Here is a 23,169-nt window from a genome sequence, read left to right on the forward strand (position 1 = left end):
TAGTTTCACTCCAGCTTAATTTATATATTTAGTATTACCTAAATATACCCACTTTAATCAATACCTATGATTAAAATTTGTATAAGCGACGATACTTTTCTTCTAAATAACGTACTAATGGTTTTGAATCAATACCTCCACCAGTAATATCCTTAATAATTTCTGCTGGTTTCTTCAATTTTCCATGTTGATGAACTTTTTTCGTTAACCACTGATGAATAGGAGCAAATTCTCCTTTGCGAACTAGTTCATCAAAGTTAGGCAAGTCACTTTCCATTGCTTCTTTGATTTGAGCAGAATAAATATATCCTAGTGCGTATGATGGAAAATAGCCGAACGCCCCAAAAGACCAGTGTACGTCTTGAAGGACTCCTTCTCTATCATGAGAAGGTGTGATACCTAAATATTCTTCCATCTTTTCATTCCAAACTTCTGGTAATTCGTCTACAGTAATTTTATCTTCCATCAGTGCCTTTTCAAGCTCGTAGCGTAAGATAATATGTAAACAATATGTTAATTCGTCACTTTCGATTCGTATAAGCGATTGTTTTGCTTGGTTAACAGCAAAGTAAAAGTCATCGAGAGACACATTATCAAATTGTCCTGAAGCATGTTTCTTCAAAAGATCATAGTTTCGTTCCCAAAACCCGTAGTTCTTACCGACAAACTTTTCCCAGAAAAGAGATTGTGATTCATGAATTCCCATTGACGTTCCATCAGCAAGTGGTGTACCAATTAAGTCTTGTGCAATGTTTTGCTCATAAAGAGCATGACCACCTTCGTGGATCGTTCCAAAAAGAGCAACCCGAAAATCATCTTCATTGTATTTTGTCGTTACACGAACATCATTCGGATTAATTCCAATTGCAAACGGATGAACCGTTTCATCTAATCGTCCTGCTTCAAAGTCGTATCCGATTTCTTTTAAAATATCGATACTAAGTGCTTGTTGGTTTGCACGTGGGAATGTTTTATATAGAAATTCCGTATTCGGCTGATGAGATGATTCTGTGACTCCTTTCACGAGTGGAATTAATTGATCTCGAAGTTCACCAAATACTTTGTCAATGGTATCAACAAATACACCTGGCTCATAATCATCAAGCAGTGTATTATACGGATGATCTTCATATCCCCAATAACCGACAAACCGTTTTTTAAATTCAACCATTTTTTTCAAGTTTGGTTTAAATAATTCAAAATCAGCTTTATTTTTCGCTTCTTCCCAAAGAGATTCTGATTGCGTTTGCAGCATTACATATTCTTTATATTCTTCTTTTGGAATTTTCACGTTGCGTTCAAAATTTTTATGGCATTCATCCACAGATTTCTGTGTAATATCAGAGAGCTTTGTATAAACAGGGTCATCACGTAATTCATGTACGAAATGACCCATTTCAGCTGAAGTTGAAAGAGAGAACACCTCTGATGATAATGTTCCTATTACTTCTGACCGCTGAACGACTCCTTTTTTCGGAGCTCCCGTCCTAGAATCCCAAGCTAGTAAAGCTAGTGCTTGCCCATAATCTTCAATTTTTTTTACATATTGTCTAAAATCCGCTTCAAGCTTTTGTACTCGATCTGTCATCTGGAACATCCATCCTTTCTACTTAAATAAATAACCCATCATAAAGATCGTTTCGCCATCCGAACCGTTTTTCCTTCTTCGACTTATGGATCTATAGAAAAAAGTCGATTGCTGTGCTATTGTTTTGATAGCGAAGGAGGAATAAAATGAACGTCATTATCACTGATTCAGCAATAGCTTTATATAAAAAAGAAATGCCACTTACAGAAGGAGACTCACTTAGGCTTTTTGTACGTGTTGGGGGAGTCGGATCGGGAGGATTTTCCGTGGGGTTGATGCAAGATGAACCAACTTCTACCTCTTACAAGATTAACAAGCAAGGAGTAACATTTTTTGTGAATGAAGATGACTTTTGGTATTTAGATGGGATGACCATTGACTACAATGAAGATCTAGGTTACCTTGATTTTTCTAATCCGACATTCGATCAAATTGACCACCCAAATCAAAATAAGTAAGAAAGAAGAAGGGCGTCCAAATATAGGAACGCCCTTCTTTGTTTATTCTTTAGCCTCTTTTAATTGATGGTCCGCTTTCTCTAAAAGTTCATGAGACATTTCAAAAAAAGCTTGATCGACACCTGTTTGATGAGACATTGCTTTCTGAAGTTGCTGCTTAGCATCATGCAAAGCATTCGTTGCCGCTTCAACCTGTTCTTCATCCATGCTTCTCGTTGCTTGACCTACCATATGCTCAGCCGATAAAACCGACATTTCAACTTGCTTAATATCATTAAAACCTGATTGGTTAGACCTCTCGTTTGGCATCCTTGTCTCCTCCTTATATTAAAATGACAATTCAACATAAAGGTTGTCCAACTCAAAAATAAATCATACAACCAAAATAGCAATTCTCCCTAAAAAAAATATGAATCAGACCGGATAAAATTTTCGAGACAGGATATCATAATAACCGAGGAGCAGTTAATTGCTTCTTGAGCCATCCACGATAATTAAGTGTTTTCACAATCCAAATCGATGATGTTGACGATTGATCAACTCTTTATGAGGTGATTGCGTTGAACAGTGTCCAGAAATTTCAAGAGTGTTATTCGTAACATTTATGAAATGAGGGGTGTCTGTGAAAGACAATAATCGTTACGGCCGCAGAAGAATTACGTTATAGGAAGCTTAAAGTTGACGATTTTATCTCTATTATGAGGTGATTGCATTGTACAGTATCCAGAAATTTCAAGAGTGTTATTCGTAACATTATGAAATGAGGGGTGTCTGTGAAAGACAATAATCGTTTCGACCGCAGAGTGTAAACTACAATGTAATGCTTAAACGATTTTATTAACTCATTTATGAGGTGGTTGCGTTGAACAGTGTCCAGAAATTTCAAGAGTGTTATTTTATAACATTTATGAAATGAGGGGTGTCTGTGGAACACCATAATCGTTACGGCCGCAGAGTGTTTGTTGAAAATAAAAAGCTTGAGTAAGTGAATGGTTCTAGGGAGATGACCACAGTTTCGTTGGTCATCTCCCTTTTTAGTAGCAACATAAAGGAGAACTAATTTATTTTTAAGTGGGCATAAGAAAGACTGCTCAAAATGCTTTTGAAGCAATAATTGGAGCCTTCACACTACTTAAGAGGAGAAGGTCAGCAATTTGTGACCTTCTCCTCCAACCAATATCAATACTCAAGTATTAATTATTCATGTTACAATCTGGCACTAAAACGATATCGTTTTTCGACAGATACCTCATTTAACTTTTGTCACACAAAACATTAGAAATATCTGTCGCTGTAAACATGATCATCACTAATGCATCATGACCAATCGTCATTTTCCTGTTGTATATGTGAACATCAAACTTGATGGGATATGGTTTAGGAGGTAACGGCATTGCTGTTGACCTCTGTAATAGAATGTACGTTTACATTTTGTTTATGCTTACACGCTCCTACCATATTACGGTAAATGAAATTAATTAATTTCTTGGTGGTTTAGGACCAAAAAACTGATAATAATCCACTTTTAAATTCCCATTGTAAAGCTTTCGTTTTTTTGTTGCTTTTTCCCCATAAAGCTCTTCAAAACCTTCATGAGAAGTGAGCATATAAATTGACCATGTATCAAGGAGTTGGAACGTTTTTCCCATATCCTTATACATTTGTTCCACTTCAGGTCGTTCCCCAAGTCGTTCTCCATATGGAGGGTTTCCGATTAAGATTCCGTATTGACCACGATGTCTAAAATCCTTCACTTGCATTTGTTTAAATTGGATCATATCTCCAAAGCCTGCTTCCATTGCATTATTACTAGCAAGCTCTACGCTTCTGTGGTCAATATCAGCTCCTAAAATATCAAGAGGCTGATCATAATTTGCTACATCTTCAACTTCTTGACGCGCTTTTTCCCAGCGGTCTTTTCCAATCCAATGCCAATCTTCGGAAGCGAAGTCTCGATTAAACCCTGGAGCTAAATTTTGACCAATCATCGCAGCCTCGATTGGAATCGTTCCAGATCCTGTGAATGGATCTGCAAATGGACGGTCAGGCTTCCAAGGGGTAAGCATAATCATGGCTGCCGCAAGCGTCTCTTTAAGCGGTGCCTCATTATGTAAGTAACGATAGCCACGCTTATGAAGTCCAGTTCCACTCGTATCAATTGTTAAAGTCGCTACATCTTTATGAAGAGCTACTTCAATACGGTAAAAGGGACCATCTTCATCAAACCACTCTTGCTTGTAGCGCTTTTTCATGCTCTCTACAACGGCTTTTTTCACAATCGCTTGGCAATCAGAGACACTAAACAATTTCGATTTAACCGACTTTCCAATTACCGGAAACTCTGCATGAACTGGGATTAAATCAGCCCATGGGAGTGCTTTCGTTTTTTCAAATAGTTCATCAAACGTATACGCTTTAAATTCTCCTACTTTCAGTTTTACACGATCAGCTGTCCGCAGCCACAAATTCGCTCTAGGAATCGCTGAGGCGTCAGCTGTGAACGTTACCTTTCCGTTTTCAACTTGGACATCTTCATAACCTAGATCCTTTACTTCGCGCGCAACAAGAGCTTCTAACCCCATCGTAGCAGTTGCAATTAATGTAACTTTATCCATTATGTACTCCTTCAATAAACTTATTGATTTTATTATACGTTGTCTCTCATGTGAAGACAAATACTAGAAAATAAAAAAAGCCCCTAAAAGGGGTTTTCATTATTGTCATCCTTTAAACATTCGATAAGCCATGTTTTGTACCTTAGTACTGCAAACGGTGATGAACCTCGTACTCCGGTGGTAACCATCTATCTACAAGGGATCTCCTTGTCCTTCTCATTTGTTCATTTCCATTTGAGAAGATGCCCCTACCAAATTTTGGGTTTCTCGCTCGTGGGGTTTACCTCGTTCCACTCCATTCGTTTCCAAATGGACTCCGTCACTGTGGCACTTTCAAAGGTATCATACCATATCAAAAGACGTAGGTACTTACCTTGCCGTTAGCCCAGTCAAAACCAGACTACCCTAGCTTATTTATTGGCTAGGCACGAACACTACGGACATCTCAGCCCGTGCGAGCATGGACTTTCCTCTACACGACAAGCGTGCAGCGATTACCTGAATGTTTAAAGAGTCGCTAGCGACAAGACTTAGTATACCTTGAAAAGAAAAATGATTCAACTGGTAATTTTTTTCAAGTTTTTCGAATTGCCTTTCTAGCTAAAGCATCAGCATTCTTATTTTGATTACTTGGAACCCATTTCAAAAAAAACAAATCAAATTGTTCAATTCTAGAAAAGGCTTTTTCAAGATAAGGCTGATATTGCTTATTTTTCACATAACGCTTTTCAATCGCATCATCTATCAATTTAGAATCGGTTCTGAAAGAAGCAGTAGTCAATCCTTTCTCTAGGCAGATATCAAGCGCAATGATAAGAGCTTCATACTCCGCCTCATGATTGGACATACTACCAAGTGGAACAGAATGATTCTCAACTTGACCATTTTTATAGTTGATAAATACACCCGCTCCAGATGGACCGGGATTCCCAGCACTTGCCCCATCAATATAAACATCAATCATTGACTATCTCCTACTCGTACAATTTGCTTCCAAAAACCTTTTTCTCTAAATTCGATAAGCGTTGCAAAATATCATAGTTTGTACTTCCAACTGTTTGGGTTGGCACTTGACGTTGTGACCGATCGGATAATTTTTTCATTTCCCGTTTTAGATGTGCATTTTCTTGCTCTAAAAGTTCTACCTTTCGTTGAAAGAGCTCGTAATCTTGTATAACAGCATCTAAAAATTTATCAACTTCGTCAGGACTATACCCTCTCATACTTGTTTTGAAGTCTTTCTCCAAAATTTCTTTAGCAGTAAACCGGATATTCTGTTGGTTCATTTCCATCACCTCTACCCACATGTATGTACAGCTTTCTTTCTATTTTTCCAAAAGTTCGCGTACTTGTCAATTTGAATTTCTTGATTCTATTCCACATCAAGCTGATCATGCTGCTCTTCTTGCACTAGTATATCAAGGTCAGTAGGGGTTATAAAGATAATTGGAAACCCATCCCGCACTTCCCGTATTTTTGCCAATTCTAAGTAGTAAGTTGGAGAACCGGGCTTTTCTTCATCATATAAAAGCAGCATTCCGTCAGCTTTTGCTATCAAAAATTCATTTTTTTGTCTCAGTTGAGCTGGGTTATCGTATGGTCTTTTCGTAATGCTCTCCACAAAGTCGGCTTGCCTTATTATTTCTTGATAGTAAGATTTGGTTGCATCACCCCAGCGCTCTTCCTGTTGCAAGAAAGGCGTTAATACAGCTAGTTGTAATTGTGGATATTCTTCCTTTAACGCAAAAACCACTTCCGCTGCCCATAATTCCACTCCTAGTTGCCCACTAATGATCACCCATTCAAGTCCTTCTTCTACAAGCGAGCGTAATCGTTGTTCAATTGCTTTTTTTATATAATAGACACTTTGATGCTTTTGATCAAAAATACCTAGCTCATGACTTTTATAGCCTGATACAACAATTGTTTTCATGATCATTACATCCTTTCTTTATGAAGAAAGAGCGAACTGTCTCCAGTTCGCTCTTATCTCAATCATTAAAACTTGCGGTTGCAGCCACAATGTTTCTTATGACCGTAACCTGCCATTGGAGACATTGCTCCGGCTACTTGCGGACCATATCCTGGGCCTGCTCCTGGAGACATTGCTCCGGCTACTTGCGGGCCATATCCTGGGCCTGCTCCTGGAGACATTGCTCCGGCTACTTGTGGGCCATATCCCGGTCCTGGTGATGGTTGCACAAACTGCTGATTAAAAATGTTTTGATCAGCTGACGTTGTATGCGGAAAGCTTTTCACGTGCTTATACACATGATTTGTTTGATAGTGCGTGTGTGTTGGATACACTTCTGGAACAATATACTCACATGTTTTTTCGACAACATTCTGTTGAGTTGGTGCAACTTGAGTTGGCATCACTTGAGTTTGTGTAGGCAATTTGCAATAATTAGGTCTCGGTTTGCAGTACATAAGTTATTTCCTCCTTTTAAAGTTGAGTCAATATTAACCTATGTCTATTTTGTCTTAGATGTACTAGTTGTTTGACCTAATTATCCGCCTAATCCCGTTATTATCAACAGTTCGGTCTTTAGTCTATAAAAACATAAGAGCAGAATCTCGAATTTCACTCATGATGAACAAAGTTAGTCCAATCATCACAAAAAACAATACTAAAATAGCACGATACATTGTGTTCACTCATTTCTAAAAAAGAATACCGAACATATTGTAATAGTTTCAGCAACAAATGACAATTCCTTTTTTCGTGATTACATGAAGTTACAAAGCTCCGTTCACAAAATTGTTGTATTTTGTACAAAATATTGTTATTTTGCGGTTGCCCAGGAAATTTAAAAACGTTTCCATCTTAGCGACATTTACGATTTAAACGCTCTAATCTTTGATTAAGCTCCGCTAAGACTTTTCTCTGCTTCTCTCTTGTTTGCCTAAGAAGATACGTTTCATCGGATCGAGCTATCTTTGTATAATAAATGGCTTTCTCAAGATCTTTTAACTGGTGTTCACATATTTTAGAGCATTCCAATGCAGCTAAATACGTATAAGCTTTTGTTTCAACAAGATTGGTAAACCCCTCATATGCGTGCAACCAGTCTCGTTCTTGCTTCTTCCCTTTCGCAAATGCAAATAAACTCGCTTGAGCTACATCCGTTCCAATACCCATTAATTGTTCGTATAATTGCATCGCAATATTTTTCTCGCCAATTGCTTCATACCACCTTGCCACTTCATGCCGCTCTCTTGGAAGGAGATGATTTAAATCACTTTGAAGAATTAAAGAAGATAGATGTGTATACAAAGTAATAAGAGATAGAATATCCCATTCATGGTGTTGGAATATTCCTTTTACAAGCTCTGGATCTGCTTCATGTAAAAAGTCAAAATATAACATAGGAACCATATAGCTTGGTGTATCTTCCATTCTCTCAAAAAGAAGAATTTCCTTTTCAACAACAGATAACTTACAAGAAGGAAGAACATCTTTATACATCCGTCTTGTAGCATGTAGCAAATCAAAATGTCCAAATTTCGGTAGTTTTGGAACATGATCTCGGACAAATGTGTGTCGTGTTTTTACTTGTGGCCAGTCAAATGCTTTTCCGTTATACGTAACAAGGTTCCCTAACGTCCCGACATCTGTTAAAAAATGATGATAAAATGCTACTTCTGATTCCGGGCCAGGTAAGAAGTATTGTCTAACCAAAACACAATCCGACTTAATTTGACAATACCCTAACATAAATATCGTATTGCCTGCTCCGCTACTTAACCCCGTAGTTTCTGTATCAAAAAAAAGTAAATCTTCGACTTTCCGTCCTTTCGTAGAAAGGGGATGGGAGTAAACATGATCTTGCCATTTTTGAACAATTTCCTTCGTATCAGATAAAGTATATCTACCGTGCTGATAGCTAAGTGGATACTTAGTTTCTCTTATTAAAATATATTCATTTTCAAACCAATAAGGTCGTGTTTGAAACAAACGCCACTCTTTTTCAAATGGAACTGCCTCTTTCTTTACGATGTCCTTAGGGGCAATTGGTTGTTGTACTTCTGATATCCCCATATGACGTTTCATTCGTAGTAGCTTGCTTTTCATCGTATGCCCCTTCCCTTATTTTTTTAGAATACGAATAAATCGTTTTACTAACGCTTTTGTGTTCGCTTCACTAGCTCCTACACAGGCAGGACAACCTTGTTTACATGCACAAGCTGAGATTAGCTGTTCAACTTGGTCTAAGATTGTTGGCAAATGACGATACACCTCTTTGGCTAACCCAATTCCTCCTGGATAACGGTCATAAAGGAAGATCGTTGGTAATTCAGAATGCTCTGCTTTCATTTGCGGAACAACATGGAGGTCTTGTCGATCGCACATGACAAACACAGGCGCTACTTGTTGAATCAATTGCGCTAAACCTGTTAGAGCTTGATCAAAAGGACTTTCACCAAATCGAGTGACTAATTGCTCTGAAAAACTAATCCACATAGCACTTGTATGAAGTTCTTCCTCTGGTAAATGAATCGGTCCTGAACCAATATTTTCAAAGGTGGATAGCCTAATTTTCTTAAAGATCGTCACTTTCGCATTAACCATTACATCGCCATAGCTTATAGTAGCGACCTCTTCCTCTCGAACTTGATCTTCTTCTAATACACGAAGTTGCACAGCTAAGTTCGCATCTGTAAAATATTCGACCTCTACTTCACGCACAAAAGCTTTTTTCTCATCCCAATCAAGATACTCAACTTGAAACTGAACACCTTGATGCAAATAAATCGCCTCATCATGAAGCAACGTCATTGCACTAAATCGGTCCATTTCACCAATTACAGTAGGTTTGGCAACATTACTTCGGTCAATGATAACGACATTTTCTTGGGAAGCAGAGCGAAGACTAATTCCGTGTGCAGGGAACGCATCATTCATCCAATACCATTTATTTGCTCGTTCATGTAACACTTGTTCATCTGTTAGAAACTCTAGTACGTCTTCAATATCAACTCCATCAAACGTCTCCCCTCTTTTAAATGGCAGTTCATAGGCAGCACATTTTAAATGATCAACTAGAATGACAAGATTATCAGGATTAATACGAGCTGACTCAGGACTTTTGTCAAAAAAGAATTCTGGGTGACTAATAATATATTGATCCATTGGTGTTGAACTTGCTACCATGATAATGACAGACTCATTTTGCCTCCGTCCTGCGCGTCCTGCTTGTTGCCACGCACTCGCTACAGACCCTGGATATCCAGTCATAATACACACTTGAAGTTGGCCAATATCGACTCCTAGTTCAAGCGCGTTCGTACTAACAACACCAATAATAAGACCTTTTCTTAAGCCTCGCTCAATCTCACGTCGCTGCTTCGGTAAGTAACCACCTCGATAGCCACGGATAGCATCTGGACCTATATATTTCTTCGTTAATGCTTGTAAGTGACTTAGGATAACTTCAACCCGAACTCGACTACGAGCAAAAACAATCGTTTGGATTTTATTTTTAAGAAATTTTTTAGCAAGCTCATTGACTTCTACCGTTGCACTGTTGCGAATATTTAATGCTTTATTTACAATTGGTGGGTTATAAAAAAGAAAGTGTTTCTTTCCACGTGGCGCACCGTTTTGATCAATTAAGCGCATTGAACACCCTGTCAGTTCTTCTGCTAATTCTTTTGGGTTTGCAATCGTTGCAGATGTACAAATAAAAGTTGGGTTTCTTCCATAATAATTTGCAATTCGCTTAAGCCTGCGAATCACATTTGCCACATGACTACCAAATACCCCTCGATACGTATGAAGTTCATCAATAACGACGTATTTTAAATTCTCAAAAAAAGCAACCCACTTTGTATGATGAGGTAAAATCGCCGAATGCAGCATATCAGGATTTGTGATTACGACATGACCAGCTTTTCTAACGGCTTGGCGAATGTTTGGAGCTGTATCGCCGTCATACGTAAAGCACTTCACCGAAAGGCCCATTTCATCGATGATTTCATTTAATTCACTCTTTTGATCTTGAGCTAGCGCCTTAGTCGGAAATAAATAAAGCGCCCGGCTCTCTTCATCCTCGATAACCTCCTGCAAAACAGGAAGGTTGTAACATAGCGTTTTCCCTGAAGCTGTCGGCGTAACCGCAACAACATTTTCTTTTTTTCTTGTATAATGAAAAGCCTCATTTTGATGAGAGTAAAGAGATCCAATTCCACGTCTATCAAGCGCCTGTTGAATACGCCTATCCAATGATTCAGGAAACTCAACACTTTGAGCATCAACTGCTTCCATTTCATGCCAATGTACAATTCGTTCTTGCCATTTTTCACTTGTACGAATCTCATCTAATATAAATTGTAAGTCCTTCTTGAACATCCGCTACACCTCAGTTTCAATTAATGTTTGTTCAAAAAGGTCGATTTTGCAACAACCTCGAAGCAACCGTAAATTAAAATAACTCAAGAGCATTTTTTGCTTGAGCATCTTCTGCCAATGCAAGAACTAGACTTGGCATTACCTTTTTGAACAAACACTATTCATTTTATTTTAGCGAATGTTTGTTTGTTTTTCTACTAAAAAGATCTATTTAGTATGAATCCATAAATTCCCTACTAATTGTATTTCCATCCTTATGAAATGAGCACATCATTTTTTTGATTTCATGCCCAAAGCATTAGTTACATTTTTTATTCTAGAGAAAGAAGGTATAAGTCTCCTCTTACATAAGAACACTTTAAAATGAAGCTTAAACAACAATATAGTAAATACAAAAAGGATTGATAATGTGATCCCTAATGAGATAGCTAAGAATATTGATCAAACATATAAAGTATTAGTTGAAGCACAAGAACAGAACCATGCCATCTGGATAGAGTATGTGTTTTTATCATGGCAATGGTGGTTATGTCTATTTGTTACGATTATCCCGTGGGTTATTTGGTGGTATTACAGAAAAAAAAGAAGTACAAACCGTTTATTACTAGGAGCATTTTTTATAATCTCTATATCCATGTTCCTTGATTCGTTTGGTGCAGAATTAGGATATTGGGATTATAGGTATGAGGTATTACCGTTCTTACCATCTTTTTTACCTTGGGATCTAAGTCTGATTCCCGTATTTTTTCTTTTCCTTTCACAAATCAAACCCCATATTCATCCGATGATAAAAGCCATTTCCTTTTCAGCGATAGCTTCATTTTTAGGAGAACCGATTTTTGAATGGCTAGGCTTTTACCACTCGATAAATTGGAGTTCATTTTATTCTTTTCTGATTTATATCGGCATTTATTTAATTGGACATTATCTCGTATCAAGTAAAAATTTCGAGCCTTTACTCTAATCTTCAATTATCTGTAGTTTCTCCCTATCGATTAGGGATATCATCTGACAACTTAGTATACTAAAACTTTTTCCATTTGACATATACTGTATTAGCTTTTAGCATTATTGATATCAACGTATATAATTGCAAGGATTATTTTCTCTTCTATAGATCCCTTGTGTTTATCTTAGGCAATATCGGGTATATGATAGTAAATGCTTTGCGAATAGGAAGCCTTAAGATCAATGCTTTCTGATATATTCACCCGATAATTCACAAATTTTGCGACGAGACAAAATCAGAAAGATGTTGATCTATAATGAAAAAAAAGCATGTAAATGAGATATCTTTTTTAAGAAGCATAGCTTGTTTAAGTATCGTGTTGCTTCATTCCATTGTATGGGGCATGGAGTATATCGGCTTTTTATCTGATCTTCCGTCATACAGTAAAACATTGTTAGATTCTATTACCGTTTTTTTATACTATGGTACTCCTACATTTATTTTCATTACGGCATTTATTTTAGGTTATAGCTTTAGAGAAAACGGGAACATTCCCAAAAGTTTCTTAACAAAAAGATTAAAATTTATTTTAATTCCATATTTGTTTATGGCCGTTCTTTATGCAACACCTTATAGTTTAGTATCTGTGGAGCAATTTTTTCTTAAAATAGTGTTAAATATATTTATTGGCGACTTTCACGCTTACTTTGTCTTGATCATATTTCAATTCTATTTATTATTTGTCTTATTTAAGAACTGGTTAGATACTTATTCACCGATAAGAGTTATTCTATTTTCTTTATTCGTAAATGTGATGTACTTATCTTTTTTTAACTTTACCAACCCTATCGATATTGTTTTTAGCGATTATATATGGGAACGTTTTTATTGGATCCCGTTTCCTGGATGGATTTTTTATTTTTCACTTGCCTATTATATTGGCCGTCATTACCGAATATTCACCCACTATATTTCAAAGTATAGGACTTTTGTTTTGGTTGCACCTTTCTTAACCGGAATCATCCTCCTTTATTTGTATCATAGCGGGCTGATCACGATTCACAGTTCAAAGAGGATCGATATTATATTTCATACATTAAGCGTCATTGTTTTTGTTCTTTATGTAGCAAGAAATCTGAAAACCATCCCTCCTTTGTTTCTATCGATAAATAAATATTCTTACGGAATTTATTTGCTCCATACATGCTTTATGTCTGTACTCATTGTACTTTTTAGATACTTTTCAATTAACTTCGGAATTTTTACGATTTTAATATTATTTGTCGGCAGTACGGTCGCTTCGATGGTATCTGTTTACTATATGAATAGATTTCCATTCGGAAAGTATATTGTTGGTAAAGTTGATATCAATACTGCCTCACTACCGCCTGTTAAGTCTAAATCAATATACGTAAATACAAATAGTTCCAGTAGTTAGGGTGAATGTTTCATGGTTGTCAAAAGAAAGAGAAAGCTGTTGCTATTAGCGGGTATTGTGAACATATTGGCCCTTTCTTTAATTGGCTGCAAAAACTCATCCATGCAAGCCGAATCGACATGGGAGTATCACAAAAATCCTGCTGAAGCAGGATGGTCCCCTGAAAAATTACAAGAAGCGAAAGATTATTATGATTCCCTTGGCTCAACGGCCGCAATGGCGATCTATAATGGAAAAGTTTTGTTTGAATGGGGAGACATCACAAAAAAAACAAGTATTCACTCCGTTAGAAAAAGCTTTTTGAGTGCTCTTTATGGGATCCATGTACATGAAGGGAACATTCATCTTGGGGAAACATTGAACGAATTAGAGATCTCTGATAATGTCACACTTTCAGTCCTTGAGGAAAATGCAACCATTGCAGATCTTCTTACTTCTCGTTCTGGTATTTTTCTTAGGGCAGGAGAAGAGTCATTATTGATGAGATGGAATCGTCCTGAACGCGAATCGTATGTACCAGGATCTCAATTCCATTACAATAATTGGGATTTCAATGTACTCGGAACTATATTTAATAACAAAACAAACTCTGATTTATTTGAGGAATTTAATGAGAGGATCGCTACTCCAATTGGAATGGAAGATTATGTATTAGAAGATTCCATTTATAAATATGAATTAAAGCGCTCGATGCACCCATCTTATTTGTTTCGCATGTCTGCAAGAGACATGGCGAGGTTTGGGCTATTATTTTTGCAGGATGGGCAATGGGCCGGTCAGCAACTTATTCCTAAAGAGTGGATCAATGAAAGTACGACTGTACAAACACCCGTCCCTACCTCTATTAATTATGGTTATGGATATATGTGGTGGGTAGCTGACTCCAGTCCATTTGATAAATTAGGGCTCTACTCAGCAATCGGAAGATATGGACAATCAATTGATATTATTCCAGAAGCAAATCTTGTCTTTGTCCATCGTGTTGATTCTGATCGTATTATCAATAGAACCGTTAACCATGTAAATGATAAAAAACGATTCACATTACTTGAGAAGATTCTTGAGGCAAAGGCTCAGAATTAGAGTTGAATCTTATTTTAAAAAATCCGTTTGTGTACATCAGCTAATAATAAGATTTTTTTGTCTTGCCAAATAAAAACGGAGTTCAAATTCGAACTCCGTTTTTTTGTTATTTGCTTATAAACATTTGCGTCCAGTAATTCCCATTTTGATTATAACCAACACCTATATGAGTATACTCACCGTTCATGATATTAGCACGATGTCCTTCACTATTCATCCATGCTTGTACAACTTCTTCAGGAGATCTTTGCCCTTGGGCAATATTTTCACCTGCTGAATTATACGATATATCAAAATCCCTCATCATATCAAATGGTGAACCATAGGTAGGACTTGTATGTGAGAAATAATTATTTTCTTGCATATCTTTTGACTTCTCTCTTGCAACATTGCTTAACGCGGCATCTGCTTGTAAATCAGGTAATCCATTGTTTCTTCTTTCTTGATTTGTTAATTCAATAACTTTTGACTCTACTTCACTAATACCTTCTGTCTGTTCTGTTTCTGGTTCTGATTGTTGAGCTTCCTCTTGCTGTTCAGGCTCTGGCGCTGGCGCTTCTGGTTGTTCGGGTGCTGCGTTAGGTTGTTCTTGTCCTGGCTGTCCTGGTTGTTGTTTTGGAACACCTGCTCGTAAACGTTCTGCAATATCTTCCGGTCTTAATTGGGTTGCACCTTCAGGCAATAAACGCGCGATATCTTCTGGAGTTAACTGCTCCACCCCTTCTGGTAAATGTTGAACGATATCCCCAGGTAAAATACGAGCAATCTCACCTCGATTCATTTGAACAGAATGCTGTACATCAAAATCATATTTAGCATGCTGAACTTGAATCGGTTTTGTATGAGGAAATTCCTCACTTGAAGCTGTTGTAAAATCACTTGATATTTGTCCTTCTTCGATGCGTTGACCCTCCATAGAATTTTGTTCGTTATTGCATCCAACAATAAATAAAAGCACCAAACTTACAACACACAAAGCAATTGAGTTTCTTTTCATCATTTTCATACTCCTTTTCGAATTAATCGATAATAGTATTTTCCTTTTATGAACAAAAAACAAATGGGAATTATTGAGATGAAGCACTAGGTCGAGAAAGTTTCCTTTGACACTTTAGGTATTCCCATAATAAACGGATGTAGTCATGTAGATAAAAAAGATGAGATTATTATGCCAAACCCAACTTTTCTATGATTTAACTAAAAATGACTGATAGTGGCAAGGGCGTTTACGAATATTTATGGAGTGAATAACTGATGCTAAGAGATGTTTGAAACAAAAATTCAAACAGAATTAAAGGGGGAATAAGAATGGCAATGTTTGGTCGTAGACGTAAGAACAAGAATAATAACGGGTTAATGATGTCTGTAGTAGGTTTAGGGGTTGGAGCAGCTGCCTATTCGATGATGAGAAAACGTAATAACAATAGCGGAAGCAATATGAATATGATGGAACCATTTAAAGACATGTTAGGTCAAAATCAAACCAACCAATAATCTATTTATGCAAAAGAAGGGGATTCAATGAATCCCCTTCTTTTATTTCGTCTTTTCTTTACGCTATCTTTAGCGTTTTCCCAAAAGGAACTTTAGGTATGAAATCATTTGGCACAAGCCACATAACATCATAATTCACCTGTAAATCTTCATAAAAATAACCAGTAACATCCGTAATATAAAAGAGAAGATCAACTTTTTCTTCTTCTCCCCACTCGAGAACTTCTGTATAGGAAGATTTCCCATGCTTAAAATAGATAATGTCGGCCTCTTCAATTGAGGAAATTTTTCTTATTTTGAAGTCTGATTGCACAAGCTTCGTTTCTGGGTTTACTTCTTTAAAAAGCGTAACTATATTATCAATTAATTCAGAATTCACTTCGTTTGTTGATGTATCCACTGCTAGGGCAATGTTTTTTCCTTGTTGTCGTTGAAGAGTACTAAGTAGTACTTTTTGCCATTTCACATGCATCTCTCCCTAATCAATAATAACCGCAAACCTTATTTTGTTTTTAGAATCTAAAGATATACGTTTTTAATTTCTTAACTCCACACTCCACTTTCAATAAAGCTTATTGAGTATACGGGGTTTATCATACTTTCGTCAATATAAACTTTGGGCTAGTTGAATCATCATCTCTTGAACTCTTAAGAATAACATTAAATGAAGAAGCTAACGTATCTCGATAATAAAGAACACTATTTCCGAAAGTCCACAAAAAAACTCAGGAACGCATGATCTGCATTTCCTAAGTTTTTGGAATTGGTAATGCTATAGAGCCAAACGATTCCACTCGTGTGTTAACTCTGCTAGTTTATCTTTTATATTATTTATTGATTTTTCATCTTCAATTTTTAGATAATACGCCAATTCAATTAAAAAATGATCAATTTCACAATAAACAGCCTCTCTATTTCTTTTTATTTCGTTATTTTTTGAAGCTACTTTAACAGTAAAATCAATATCACTATCTAACACTTTCAATACATTTGGACTTTTTAACTTCGCCTCGACTAATTCCAGAAACCCTTTATGCCTAATAAATATTAATTTATTGTTTACTTCACTATTATAAATATTTAAAATCATTTTTCCTTTGTTAAACCCCCAAAAAATTCGATATTTATTTCGGAGCACGCCATTAATTAATTTATCTAATTGATTTTTTGGAACACAAATGGATATATCATCATAATGTGTTGCTTCCATTTCAAACACCCCTTACCATTATAGTAATTAATGAGCATTAATAATGTGTATACAAATAAGACAATTTATAGACGTATGATTCACTTTCTTTCCTTATCCACTTAATAATGAAAGCCCTTACAATACTATTATATTCACGTTCTACAATTCATGCCACTTTTCTTTTTTTACTTTATTCAGTTCCACTTTCAACAACTTCTACCAACGTATGGAGAATCGTTTGAGAATGTTCCTCACTCACAACAGATCAAACCTGACATTTTTATTTTTCTCGTTTTATTTGTTTACATAATAATAATACATTTAACTATTTTAACAAAAAAAGACATTGCTTCACTCGAAGCAATGTTTTTGTTAAGCAATTTATAGTTTTACAACGTTAGCTGCTTGTGGTCCACGGTCGCCTTCTACAATTTCAAATTCAACAGATTGACCTTCGTCAAGTGATTTGAAACCGTCGCCAGTAATAGCGCTGAAGTGTACGAATACGTCGTTTCCGCCTTCTACTTCAATGAAACCGAATCCTTTTTCTGCGTTAAACCATTTAACTGTACCAGTTTGTGCCATGCTTAAAAACCCCAATCTTAAAATTATTTACTTAATATGCAACTGTATTTACAATCCGAGGTAAATAAAAATTCACATATTATAAGGAACATCAACCACGAATCGAGTGAATATCCCTTATAACATGTGAATACTGAACTCTATTAAGTGTTACTATTGATGCAATAGTTATGGGTGAATATAAGGATTCATCATCCAATCTCCAAACGATGAAAGCCCTACCTCTCGTTCATCCTTGCGGCTCCGAAGACCGCGCCAGGTGAATGAAAAGCGCTAAGTAATAACTGAACGTTAACAACCGTTACATTAACTATATCCTATTTGATTGGAAATTGCAAGCAGCATTCTTTCTTTTTCCATCATGTCTTACATTAGTCTATTATCAATAGTTTCGCTTCTTTACAACGTACAGGAGCTTTTTTATGCATCAGCACCTCTTGTACCACAACAGATACAAACAGAGCCTATGAAATTAACAGGCTCTGTTTGTACTTCATACCCCTTGTTAATTGCGACTGTAATACTCATTAATTGATTTAAGGATTGAATGATCTTCCTTTATTACTACTGGCTTACTAGTTGTATTCGTTTTAGATTTCTTCATCTTCCCCACTCCCTTTCTTTTCGAATTGTTTGAATTATCTTTTCTCTTTTCTTGGTTTTATTATATGCGCCCTGTTGTATAATAGTCAATACTTTTTTCTTGATTGTATTAATACATTAAAAATTATAAAATCACGCAAAAAAGAATTACTGAACACTAAAGGATCTGAACCCACTAGCACACAACTAACTAGTCTGGTCCAGACCCTATGAATCACTTTTTATGTTCTCTATATTGTTCAACTGGCTACAGGTAGCTCATTAATCCTATCGCCCTCAAGCATATAGGGAATCCCCCATTACCTCACTTTACTTATTCTCTGCTAGCATTTTTCGAATAGCAAAAGCAACACCATCTTCTTCATTTGAATGCGTTATAAAATCAGCCAAATCTTTAATCTCTTGCTCCGCATTTCCCATTGCCACTTTTAATCGCGCTATTTCAAACATGGAAACGTCATTAAAACTATCACCAATTACCATCACTTCATCCATAGAAACCCCTACCTTTTGTGCATAAGCCATTACCGCTAATCCTTTTTGAGCATGAACGCTTGTAATTTCGATATTATCTCGTGCAGAGGCACTAATAGCTAATTGGTCGATTTCCATCAGCTTCTTTTTTGTCGTAGTTCGCTTTTGATCATCTTTTGAAAAGGCGAGTATCTTTAGGAGTATCGTAGCTTCTTGCTCTATAAAGGCATGGTAACTATCGACCAATTTTATTGCTCCGACATCAAACCGGTCTTTTGCTATTTTGCGCATCGTCTCCATATCATCATCAGATCCAGAAGAAAGTAAGAAATCTACAACTGCTTGCAACGCTTTTTCATAATTGTTTGAAACGGTTCCATGATTCGTATAAAGCTCAAAATAGATTTCATTTGAAGTTAAAATGTCAAAAATGACATTCATCTGATCCTCGTTAATCGGAAAGGTCGATAATACATTTCCTCTTTCATCTCGAGACTGAGCACCATTCACACTAATGATTGGACAAGTAATACTAGCTTCTCTTATCGGTAATCTTGCTTCTTTCTCATCTCTTCCAGTAGCAACAACAACTACAATTCCTTGTTCTTGAGCTTCTTTTATTGCCTTAGCATTTTCTTTTGTAACTTTTCTTATATCACCAAGTAAGGTACCATCCATATCAATTGCAATTAATTTGATCAACTATTTCCACTCCTATATGTACAGATCTAAGCTGCATACCCATAACCAACAGCCTGGTTTAAATACTCCCACATTATTCATGTTATTTTGTTATTATTCTTGCTAGCTTACTTTTTGGAAGCAGTCATTCACTTTCACACACAAAAAAGCATGCTTTTACAGCATGCGAGTTAGGTGATACGCTCCACACATCTCTTCCCTTCATTTCTTTACTTCTTTTTATTCACTATTTCCCTTGTTCTTTCTTCGTCTTGCTGCATCATTTGTGCAATTTCAGTTAATGTTTCATCTGCTTCCTTTGATTGTTGATATTCAATGACGTGAGCTACTCTATTTCCAAGTATCATAAACCCCAAAAACAATAAAAAAAACAATGACAACGCTATACTTATTATAAAAGTAAACATTGAATATACCACCGTCCTTTGTACCATCTTACGGTGGAAATTTGGAGTTAATGCATACTTTTTCCTGCTTGCTTCATACTAGAGGAAACGTTTGTATATCGGAGGTTGATGTACTTTGCAAAAAAGGAAGTTAGTGATAATAATCGGGACAAGTTTCATGCTCGCAAGTTGCGGAGCTGACTCTGAAGCAGAAATTGTAAATGATATTGAAGCACAACAAACAGAAACTGAATACCATTATTATCCAAAAGCAGCGAGTATAAGAGATCAAAACAAAGAAAGTGTCCCTAAATACACCGCACTTGAGTCCTACGGTGATGAAGCGGGTCACTATATTAGTGAAACAGCTACAATATTAGAAAAAATGGCACCTTTATTTGAACAGAGTACCGTTCACACGACTGATGTGCAGGCTGTACTTACACAGGTAGAAGAACTGAGAGAAAAAAGTTCAATGTTCATTGATTTAAATAGACCTGAACTTTTTGACGGGTTACACCATGTACATTTATCAACACTTATCGAAGTCGATGCTTTAGAGAGAGTTTTGCTTGATATGAAAGAACCAATCCATCCTCTTCAAGTAACGAATGCTCGTGTCTATTATGAAAATGCCGTTATGTCCCACAAGCTAATGGAACGTGAATACCTATCTATAACGGAGGAATTAGGAATCCATTAATTCAATATTATTAGATAAAAAAGAACAGGGTTTTCTTTCCCCCCTGTTCTACCTTCTTCCATGCGCTCCATCATCTAGTAAATCAGCTAGATCCCCCACAGTTCCACCGATGGAATCAAATGGTTTATCAATTCCAACATGGTGTTCTATTGCATTCATTCGATTAATCATTTTCCGATTGGTCGTAATATATATGTTCGAAAGTTCTGTTACCTGTTCAACCTCTTGCTCAACCGAACGACGGAGTTTCACACGGTCTTGCTCATTTGATTCTAAACCGATGACAATTCGATTCCCATCAGTCATTACATGAGCGTCACGAACATTTTCTAATGCTTCAACACGAGCTTCAATTTTTCTTGTTAAATCTGTCGTTGCCTGCAGGTGCCTATTACTTTGTATTGTTGTTTTCTCATTCAATTGTGTATCTGTACTGTGAGGATATTTATCACGAATTATCCCAGGGCGGTTGTTTAAGATTCTCGGGCCTTGCTTGTTTATTCCTTCATGATCCATACTTAAGTTACGTTTCCCTGTTGTGTATGCTCCCTCATGTGTTAAGTGTGGAGCTGGATCCGTTAATCCTTTTGGAGCATCATCTGGAACCATCATATCAGAAAGCGGCCCCTCTAAATTACGAGCATGAGTTACGCCATACCCACTAAACCCTTCGTTCCGATTTGGATTTGCTCCCATCTCTTCCTTTTGAGGTAACGTGCAACCTGTTAAAAAGATTATTCCAATAAGCAGGTAGCTGACATATTTCATTGAAATCCCTCCTATCCCTATTGTGCGAAAGACTTCGTATTTTCAACCTGAAAAAATATAGAAATTCTTCATTTCCCACTGCAAATCTTGTCGGTTTTTTTCTGTTTTTCACTAATTATGACTACTTTAGAAGAAACACTTTTCAACATTTTTCTTTTGGTTATAATAATTTTTAAATAGACATTTTTTAGTCCACGCATTAGTGATAGCTCCAGGTTCAACTTCTAAGTTGTCTGTTTCTGTTTAAAATAGTAGAGGTGGAGTGGAAATAAATGTATGTAGAAATAGAGCAAAAGCGATTACAAATGTTGATTCTTGCCAAGAAGTATGGAATGACTGCAAAAGTTACCATTCAATGTAGTCAAGAACTGGACAAGCTTCTAAACTTAATACAAAGAAATTCTTAATAAACCATTGCATTCATTAAGAACATTTGGTAAGGTAAACACAAATTACGTTATATCTTACTTCATACTTTGAAGTGAGGGTAGAGGTGCAAATATCATTAGTATGTTAGTGAAGGAGAATGAGCTCCAATGAAGCTAACTGAAAGGGGTATTTGCCGAAGCTAATAACACTCATTATTTATTAGCTGGGACTGTTCTAAATAAGGACAGTACTGTCATATAGCAATCTTGCTATATGGAGGGCTATCTCACACATTGAATTGGTTTTGCTAAAATCGCTTAACCTAACAACAATGAGTAGAGGCCTCATTGTTGTTTTTTTGTGCCTCCCAGTAGCCCATCTAACCCATACGTACATGGAAAATTTTATGAATCGAGGGTGAATTGGATGAATTTTGGACGAATTGTAACTGCAATGGTCACACCATTTAATCAACATGGACAACTGGATGTTGCAGCAACAAAGGAACTTGTACAACATCTTATTGCAAATGGAACCGATGCTTTAGTAGTAGCTGGAACGACTGGTGAATCACCTACTCTTTCTACAGAAGAGAAACTCCTTCTTTTTAAAACTGTTGTGGAATCTGTAAATGGACAAATTCCTGTTATTGCTGGAACTGGATCAAATAATACAAATGCATCCATTGAACTTACAAAGCAAGTAGAAGAAATTGGTGTAGATGCGATTATGCTTGTTGTCCCTTATTACAACAAACCATCTCAAGAAGGAATGTACGCTCATTTTAGTGCCATTGCTAAAGCAACGAAATTGCCAGTTATGCTTTATAACATTCCTGGACGCAGTGCCGTTAATATGAGTGTTGAAACAACTTTACGCTTAGCTCAACTCTCAAATATTGTAGCGACGAAAGAAGCAAGTGGTGACTTAGATGCAATGGCAACGATTATTGAACATGCACCTGAAGGGTTCTCCCTTTATAGTGGTGACGACAGTTTAACATTGCCTATTTTAGCAATTGGAGGAACAGGTGTTGTGTCTGTTGCTTCTCATATTGTTGGAAATGAAATGCAACAAATGGTGCGAAATTACCAATCAGGACAAGTGACCGCTGCTGCTATGCAACATCGTCAACTTGTCCCGGTTATGAAATCATTATTTATGGCCCCAAATCCTACAGCTGTTAAAGCTGCGTTAGAAATGAAAGGAATCAAAGTTGGATCGGTTCGCTTACCTCTTGTCCCATTGACTGCAGAGCAACAACAAGAGCTCCAAACCGTTGTACATCCAACGATGAATTTCTTTGTAAGTTAAGATGTGGTTATACTTTCTTACCTTTTTTAAAAGCATGTAGCCAAGGGCTACATGCTTTTTTCATGAATAGTATCGTAAACTGTTCTATGTTTACTA

24 protein-coding genes, 1 other RNA gene and 1 riboswitch are annotated in these 23,169 nt (G+C 36.6%); of the genes, 8 read left to right on the forward strand and 17 right to left on the reverse strand.

Annotated elements, in window-relative coordinates; genetic code table 11:
- Window positions 1–70 precede the first annotated feature (70 nt).
- Window positions 71–1,588: a carboxypeptidase M32 gene (locus SAZ04_RS06830; RefSeq protein WP_332693049.1), complete on the reverse strand. Its 1,518-nt coding sequence runs from the start codon at window positions 1,586–1,588 to the stop codon at window positions 71–73.
- A 146-nt stretch (window positions 1,589–1,734) separates the two neighbouring features.
- Here SAZ04_RS06830 and SAZ04_RS06835 point away from each other — a divergent pair, with 146 nt between their 5' ends.
- Window positions 1,735–2,046 carry an iron-sulfur cluster biosynthesis family protein gene (locus tag SAZ04_RS06835; protein WP_332693051.1) on the forward strand — a complete coding sequence of 104 codons (312 nt, stop codon included), beginning with the start codon at window positions 1,735–1,737 and terminating at the stop codon, window positions 2,044–2,046.
- Between the two features lie 42 nt (window positions 2,047–2,088).
- On the opposite strand, the gene SAZ04_RS06840 is transcribed toward SAZ04_RS06835, so the two are convergent.
- The 9 genes from SAZ04_RS06840 to SAZ04_RS06880 all read right to left on the reverse strand — a co-directional run bounded on the left by SAZ04_RS06840 (window position 2,089) and on the right by SAZ04_RS06880 (window position 11,013).
- Window positions 2,089–2,355 carry a DUF2564 family protein gene (locus tag SAZ04_RS06840; RefSeq protein WP_332693053.1) on the reverse strand — a complete coding sequence of 89 codons (267 nt, stop codon included), beginning with the start codon at window positions 2,353–2,355 and terminating at the stop codon, window positions 2,089–2,091.
- Window positions 2,356–3,524: 1,169 nt separating this feature from the next.
- Entirely contained in the window at window positions 3,525–4,661 is a 1,137-nt protein-coding gene (locus SAZ04_RS06845) for a THUMP domain-containing class I SAM-dependent RNA methyltransferase (RefSeq protein WP_332693055.1), read from the reverse strand.
- A gap of 119 nt (window positions 4,662–4,780) precedes the next feature.
- Window positions 4,781–5,167: RNase P RNA component class B (rnpB, locus tag SAZ04_RS06850), an RNA gene on the reverse strand.
- Window positions 5,168–5,235: 68 nt separating this feature from the next.
- The gene (locus SAZ04_RS06855; RefSeq protein WP_332693059.1) at window positions 5,236–5,625 is read right to left on the reverse strand and encodes a reverse transcriptase-like protein; all 390 of its coding nucleotides are present in this window, start codon (window positions 5,623–5,625) and stop codon (window positions 5,236–5,238) included.
- A gap of 10 nt (window positions 5,626–5,635) precedes the next feature.
- A complete protein-coding gene (gene gpsB, locus SAZ04_RS06860) occupies window positions 5,636–5,947 on the reverse strand; it encodes a cell division regulator GpsB (protein ID WP_332693062.1) in 312 nt (103 codons plus the stop codon).
- A gap of 86 nt (window positions 5,948–6,033) precedes the next feature.
- Entirely contained in the window at window positions 6,034–6,594 is a 561-nt protein-coding gene (locus SAZ04_RS06865; RefSeq protein ID WP_332693065.1) for an SLOG family protein, read from the reverse strand.
- A gap of 65 nt (window positions 6,595–6,659) precedes the next feature.
- Window positions 6,660–7,091: a spore coat protein gene (locus SAZ04_RS06870; RefSeq protein WP_332693068.1), complete on the reverse strand. Its 432-nt coding sequence runs from the start codon at window positions 7,089–7,091 to the stop codon at window positions 6,660–6,662.
- A 397-nt stretch (window positions 7,092–7,488) separates the two neighbouring features.
- The gene (locus SAZ04_RS06875) at window positions 7,489–8,736 is read right to left on the reverse strand and encodes a ribonuclease H-like domain-containing protein (protein ID WP_332693071.1); all 1,248 of its coding nucleotides are present in this window, start codon (window positions 8,734–8,736) and stop codon (window positions 7,489–7,491) included.
- Window positions 8,737–8,751: 15 nt separating this feature from the next.
- Complete coding sequence (locus tag SAZ04_RS06880) at window positions 8,752–11,013, reverse strand: DEAD/DEAH box helicase (protein ID WP_332693074.1); 2,262 nt, start codon at window positions 11,011–11,013, stop codon at window positions 8,752–8,754.
- Between the two features lie 409 nt (window positions 11,014–11,422).
- Here SAZ04_RS06880 and SAZ04_RS06885 point away from each other — a divergent pair, with 409 nt between their 5' ends.
- From SAZ04_RS06885 to SAZ04_RS06895, 3 genes are all read left to right on the forward strand, one after another.
- On the forward strand, window positions 11,423–11,977 hold the full coding sequence (locus SAZ04_RS06885) for a CBO0543 family protein (protein ID WP_332693077.1): 555 nt from the start codon (window positions 11,423–11,425) through the stop codon (window positions 11,975–11,977).
- A 301-nt stretch (window positions 11,978–12,278) separates the two neighbouring features.
- The gene (locus tag SAZ04_RS06890; protein ID WP_332693080.1) at window positions 12,279–13,400 is read left to right on the forward strand and encodes an acyltransferase family protein; all 1,122 of its coding nucleotides are present in this window, start codon (window positions 12,279–12,281) and stop codon (window positions 13,398–13,400) included.
- 12 nt (window positions 13,401–13,412) lie between these two features.
- Window positions 13,413–14,483, forward strand: a complete 1,071-nt coding sequence (locus tag SAZ04_RS06895) for a serine hydrolase domain-containing protein (protein WP_332693083.1) — start codon at window positions 13,413–13,415, stop codon at window positions 14,481–14,483.
- Window positions 14,484–14,589: 106 nt separating this feature from the next.
- Here the strand turns inward: SAZ04_RS06895 and SAZ04_RS06900 are convergent, their stop codons facing one another.
- Window positions 14,590–15,483 (reverse strand): CAP domain-containing protein, encoded by an 894-nt coding sequence (locus tag SAZ04_RS06900; protein ID WP_431308970.1) that lies wholly within the window; start codon window positions 15,481–15,483, stop codon window positions 14,590–14,592.
- Window positions 15,484–15,791: 308 nt separating this feature from the next.
- Here SAZ04_RS06900 and SAZ04_RS06905 point away from each other — a divergent pair, with 308 nt between their 5' ends.
- Window positions 15,792–15,977, forward strand: coding sequence for a DUF3918 family protein (locus SAZ04_RS06905; RefSeq protein ID WP_332693086.1), 186 nt, complete (start codon window positions 15,792–15,794; stop codon window positions 15,975–15,977).
- Window positions 15,978–16,035: 58 nt separating this feature from the next.
- Here the strand turns inward: SAZ04_RS06905 and SAZ04_RS06910 are convergent, their stop codons facing one another.
- The 5 genes from SAZ04_RS06910 to SAZ04_RS06930 all read right to left on the reverse strand — a co-directional run bounded on the left by SAZ04_RS06910 (window position 16,036) and on the right by SAZ04_RS06930 (window position 19,880).
- Window positions 16,036–16,443: a VWA-like domain-containing protein gene (locus SAZ04_RS06910; RefSeq protein WP_332693089.1), complete on the reverse strand. Its 408-nt coding sequence runs from the start codon at window positions 16,441–16,443 to the stop codon at window positions 16,036–16,038.
- A 306-nt stretch (window positions 16,444–16,749) separates the two neighbouring features.
- The gene (locus SAZ04_RS06915) at window positions 16,750–17,187 is read right to left on the reverse strand and encodes a hypothetical protein (protein ID WP_332693092.1); all 438 of its coding nucleotides are present in this window, start codon (window positions 17,185–17,187) and stop codon (window positions 16,750–16,752) included.
- A 363-nt stretch (window positions 17,188–17,550) separates the two neighbouring features.
- On the reverse strand, window positions 17,551–17,754 hold the full coding sequence (gene cspD / locus SAZ04_RS06920; RefSeq protein WP_332693096.1) for a cold-shock protein CspD: 204 nt from the start codon (window positions 17,752–17,754) through the stop codon (window positions 17,551–17,553).
- A 912-nt stretch (window positions 17,755–18,666) separates the two neighbouring features.
- On the reverse strand, window positions 18,667–19,533 hold the full coding sequence (locus SAZ04_RS06925) for a Cof-type HAD-IIB family hydrolase (RefSeq protein ID WP_332693099.1): 867 nt from the start codon (window positions 19,531–19,533) through the stop codon (window positions 18,667–18,669).
- A 209-nt stretch (window positions 19,534–19,742) separates the two neighbouring features.
- Window positions 19,743–19,880: a hypothetical protein gene (locus tag SAZ04_RS06930; RefSeq protein WP_332693102.1), complete on the reverse strand. Its 138-nt coding sequence runs from the start codon at window positions 19,878–19,880 to the stop codon at window positions 19,743–19,745.
- A 175-nt stretch (window positions 19,881–20,055) separates the two neighbouring features.
- On the opposite strand from SAZ04_RS06930, the gene SAZ04_RS06935 reads away from it, so the two are divergent.
- Complete coding sequence (locus SAZ04_RS06935; protein ID WP_332693105.1) at window positions 20,056–20,622, forward strand: hypothetical protein; 567 nt, start codon at window positions 20,056–20,058, stop codon at window positions 20,620–20,622.
- Between the two features lie 48 nt (window positions 20,623–20,670).
- On the opposite strand, the gene SAZ04_RS06940 is transcribed toward SAZ04_RS06935, so the two are convergent.
- A complete protein-coding gene (locus SAZ04_RS06940; protein WP_332693108.1) occupies window positions 20,671–21,390 on the reverse strand; it encodes a YhcN/YlaJ family sporulation lipoprotein in 720 nt (239 codons plus the stop codon).
- Between the two features lie 272 nt (window positions 21,391–21,662).
- Between SAZ04_RS06940 and SAZ04_RS06945 the strand changes: the two genes are divergently transcribed.
- On the forward strand, window positions 21,663–21,797 hold the full coding sequence (locus SAZ04_RS06945; RefSeq protein WP_332693111.1) for an aspartyl-phosphate phosphatase Spo0E family protein: 135 nt from the start codon (window positions 21,663–21,665) through the stop codon (window positions 21,795–21,797).
- Window positions 21,798–21,870: 73 nt separating this feature from the next.
- A riboswitch (Lysine riboswitch) is annotated at window positions 21,871–22,051 on the forward strand.
- A 134-nt stretch (window positions 22,052–22,185) separates the two neighbouring features.
- A complete protein-coding gene (dapA, locus tag SAZ04_RS06950) occupies window positions 22,186–23,073 on the forward strand; it encodes a 4-hydroxy-tetrahydrodipicolinate synthase (RefSeq protein WP_332693114.1) in 888 nt (295 codons plus the stop codon).
- Window positions 23,074–23,169 lie beyond the last annotated feature (96 nt).

The sequence above is a fragment of the Halalkalibacter lacteus genome (assembly GCF_036663595.1).
Taxonomy (GTDB): Bacteria; Bacillota; Bacilli; order Bacillales; family Bacillaceae_D; genus Halalkalibacter; species Halalkalibacter lacteus.

Coding starts and splice junctions, on each gene's coding strand:
- SAZ04_RS06830 (WP_332693049.1), bottom strand. CDS start 1,588: ATGACAGATCGAGTACAAAAGCTTGAAGCGGATTTTAGACAATATGTA.
- SAZ04_RS06835 (WP_332693051.1), top strand. CDS start 1,735: ATGAACGTCATTATCACTGATTCAGCAATAGCTTTATATAAAAAAGAA.
- SAZ04_RS06840 (WP_332693053.1), bottom strand. CDS start 2,355: ATGCCAAACGAGAGGTCTAACCAATCAGGTTTTAATGATATTAAGCAA.
- SAZ04_RS06845 (WP_332693055.1), bottom strand. CDS start 4,661: ATGGATAAAGTTACATTAATTGCAACTGCTACGATGGGGTTAGAAGCT.
- SAZ04_RS06855 (WP_332693059.1), bottom strand. CDS start 5,625: ATGATTGATGTTTATATTGATGGGGCAAGTGCTGGGAATCCCGGTCCA.
- gpsB (WP_332693062.1), bottom strand. CDS start 5,947: ATGAACCAACAGAATATCCGGTTTACTGCTAAAGAAATTTTGGAGAAA.
- SAZ04_RS06865 (WP_332693065.1), bottom strand. CDS start 6,594: ATGAAAACAATTGTTGTATCAGGCTATAAAAGTCATGAGCTAGGTATT.
- SAZ04_RS06870 (WP_332693068.1), bottom strand. CDS start 7,091: ATGTACTGCAAACCGAGACCTAATTATTGCAAATTGCCTACACAAACT.
- SAZ04_RS06875 (WP_332693071.1), bottom strand. CDS start 8,736: ATGAAAAGCAAGCTACTACGAATGAAACGTCATATGGGGATATCAGAA.
- SAZ04_RS06880 (WP_332693074.1), bottom strand. CDS start 11,013: ATGTTCAAGAAGGACTTACAATTTATATTAGATGAGATTCGTACAAGT.
- SAZ04_RS06890 (WP_332693080.1), top strand. CDS start 12,279: ATGAAAAAAAAGCATGTAAATGAGATATCTTTTTTAAGAAGCATAGCT.
- SAZ04_RS06895 (WP_332693083.1), top strand. CDS start 13,413: ATGGTTGTCAAAAGAAAGAGAAAGCTGTTGCTATTAGCGGGTATTGTG.
- SAZ04_RS06900 (WP_431308970.1), bottom strand. CDS start 15,483: ATGATGAAAAGAAACTCAATTGCTTTGTGTGTTGTAAGTTTGGTGCTT.
- SAZ04_RS06905 (WP_332693086.1), top strand. CDS start 15,792: ATGGCAATGTTTGGTCGTAGACGTAAGAACAAGAATAATAACGGGTTA.
- SAZ04_RS06915 (WP_332693092.1), bottom strand. CDS start 17,187: ATGGAAGCAACACATTATGATGATATATCCATTTGTGTTCCAAAAAAT.
- cspD (WP_332693096.1), bottom strand. CDS start 17,754: ATGGCACAAACTGGTACAGTTAAATGGTTTAACGCAGAAAAAGGATTC.
- SAZ04_RS06930 (WP_332693102.1), bottom strand. CDS start 19,880: ATGATACTTGGAAATAGAGTAGCTCACGTCATTGAATATCAACAATCA.
- SAZ04_RS06940 (WP_332693108.1), bottom strand. CDS start 21,390: ATGAAATATGTCAGCTACCTGCTTATTGGAATAATCTTTTTAACAGGT.
- SAZ04_RS06945 (WP_332693111.1), top strand. CDS start 21,663: ATGTATGTAGAAATAGAGCAAAAGCGATTACAAATGTTGATTCTTGCC.
- dapA (WP_332693114.1), top strand. CDS start 22,186: ATGAATTTTGGACGAATTGTAACTGCAATGGTCACACCATTTAATCAA.